The following is a 402-nucleotide window of genomic DNA, read 5'->3' as shown; positions in this document are numbered from 1 at the left end:
CCTTTGCACGCAACCAGTCGCTGATTCGCCTCGTCGGCAACCACGATGTGGGCTTCCGTCACCCGGAAGGTCTGGCGCTGGGTACCAAGGTTACCTGGTAAGGCCGCAGCAGGGCGCCGCACTGGCGCCCTCTATCCCCTTGTAACAAGGAGCCGACATGGCTAATCCACAGAAAGGCGCTCGCGTAGGGCAGACGCCTGTCCATGACGCCGATCACGAACAGCAGAGCGGCGATGATCCCGCACCTACCCATGATGAGCGGGTGCTGGTGCGTTTCACCGGCCCCTGGAAGAACTACAGCCGTGGTGACATCACCCGACTGTCACCAGCCGAAGCCGAATTGGTGATCAAGAAAGCGCTGGCGGACGCCGAGCCGGGACAAGCCGAGGAGTAGTTATGCCG

Annotated in this window: 1 protein-coding gene; it reads left to right on the top strand. The window is 62.2% G+C overall.

All coding sequences use genetic code 11. The features are described 5' to 3' along the window. Positions 1 to 157 precede the first annotated feature (157 nt). Entirely contained in the window at positions 158 to 394 is a 237-nt protein-coding gene (locus tag JWG43_RS19030; protein WP_205244468.1) for a hypothetical protein, read from the top strand. Positions 395 to 402 lie beyond the last annotated feature (8 nt).

Origin of the sequence: Desulfobulbus alkaliphilus (assembly GCF_016918545.1) — a bacterium.
Taxonomy (GTDB): Bacteria; Desulfobacterota; Desulfobulbia; order Desulfobulbales; family Desulfobulbaceae; genus Desulfobulbus; species Desulfobulbus alkaliphilus.
Note: the sequence above shows the minus strand (reverse complement) of the source record. Positions and strands in the feature narration are given on the sequence as shown.

What these genes read in the sequence shown, in the direction of transcription:
- JWG43_RS19030 (WP_205244468.1), top strand. Translation starts at nt 158, where the DNA reads ATGGCTAATCCACAGAAAGGCGCTCGCGTAGGGCAGACGCCTGTCCAT.